This is a genomic window from Gordonia sp. (in: high G+C Gram-positive bacteria) (genome assembly GCF_049299075.1).
Taxonomy (GTDB): domain Bacteria; phylum Actinomycetota; class Actinomycetes; order Mycobacteriales; family Mycobacteriaceae; genus Gordonia.
In genome coordinates this window covers 1-1,590 of sequence record NZ_JBAQWU010000290.1, presented here as the reverse complement: position 1 = coordinate 1,590, position 1,590 = coordinate 1, and the positions used below count along the sequence as shown (strand labels likewise).

Here is a 1,590-nt window from a genome sequence, read left to right as displayed (position 1 = left end):
CGAAGCCGCCGCGAGCAAGCTGCGCGACAGGGACTACTACAAGTACGTCTACGCGAACCGGCCGGAATCCCAGCGTTCTTAGACCCCAGCGTTCTTAGACCCCGGCTTTTAGACGGCGCCGTCGAAGCCGTGCTGGCGCCATGCCTCGTAGAGCGCCACGCTGGCCGAGTTGGCCAAGTTCATTGATCGACGATCCGCCAGCATCGGGATCCGCAAGAGATCGGTGACGTGCGGGTCGCCGAGCACGTCGTCGGGGAGGCCAGTGGGCTCGGGGCCAAAGAGGAGCACGTCGCCCGGCCGGTACTCGACGTCGGTGTAGTACCGCGTCGCCTTGGCGGTGAAGGCAAAGACGCGCTCGGGTTTCAGGGCGGCCCATGCCGATTCGATGTCGGTGTGCACGGTGACCGAGGCCATGTCGTGGTAGTCAAGACCCGCTCGTTTGACCTGCGCGTCGGTCATCGTGAAGCCCAGCGGCTCGACAAGATGAAGCTCGCAACCGGTGTTGGCCGCAATGCGGATCGCATTACCAGTATTCGGCGGAATCTGGGGCGAGAAGAACATGATGCGGAACACCCACGCCACTCTAAACGCCGTGCTGGAATGAACCCACATCGCACGCCAGGGAGGTCACGGGATGAGTACCGAGTCAGCAGGCAAGATCGTCGACGCCGTCGGCGGCGCGGACAATATCGAGTCTTTGACCCACTGCGCCACGAGGCTTCGATTCGCGTTGCGTGACGGCAGCGTGGTCGACAAGGCGACAGTCGAGAACATCTCGGGTGTGCTCGGCGCTGTCCCGCAGGGCGGCAATCACTTCCAGGTGATCATCGGCGGCGGCGTGCAGTCGGTGTACGAGGACATCATGAAGCTGCCGTCGATGGCCGGTGGCGGCGCGGCGGCCGACTCGGCCGAGGCGATCAAGGCCGCCGAACGGGCCAAGGGTCCGCGCGGCAAGATCAGCTGGGTGGACTCGCTGTTTGAGTTCCTCGCCGACTCGTTCCGGCCGATCCTCGGCGCGCTGCTCGGCGCGTCGTTGTTCATCACCTTCATGGCGCTGATGGCAAGCCTCAAGGTGATCCCGGCGTGGAATAGCCCGGACGTGACGCTGTCGCCCGGCTGGCAGTTCATCAACCTCTGCTGGCAGTCGGTCTTCGTGATGCTGCCGCTGATGATTGCCTACAACGCCTCCAAAAAGGTGGGCGCCGATCCCTGGGTGGGCTTCGCCATCATGGCGGTGCTGATGCTGCCCGGCTACGCCAAGTTCGCCGACGATCCGAGCGTGAAGGCTGGCGAGGTCTTCGGCTTCGACGTGAAGACGATCGACATCTTTGGCCTGCCGTTGACGCTCAATGATTACAGCTCGCAGGTCTTCCCGCCGCTGCTGATGGCCGTGGTGCTCGGCCTGCTCTACAAGGGTCTGCGCAAGCTGATCCCGGAGAACCTGCACCTGATCTTTGTGCCGTTCTTGGCGATGCTCGTGATGATCCCGATTACCGCCTTCTTGATTGGCCCGATCGGCGTCTACGCCGGTGCTGGCCTGGGCAATGTGCTCAAGACGATTAACGACTTCTCGCCGTTCATCTTTGCCAT

General features: G+C 63.1%; 2 protein-coding genes. One reads left to right on the top strand and one right to left on the bottom strand.

All coding sequences use genetic code 11. The features are described from left to right. Positions 1–108 precede the first annotated feature (108 nt). Positions 109–573, bottom strand: coding sequence for a tRNA (cytidine(34)-2'-O)-methyltransferase (locus WAW85_RS08840; protein WP_422559243.1), 465 nt, complete (start codon positions 571–573; stop codon positions 109–111). 61 nt (positions 574–634) lie between these two features. Here WAW85_RS08840 and WAW85_RS08835 point away from each other — a divergent pair. Next, positions 635–1,590: PTS transporter subunit EIIB (locus WAW85_RS08835; protein WP_422559242.1), on the top strand; the 956-nt coding region annotated here is incomplete at its 3' end.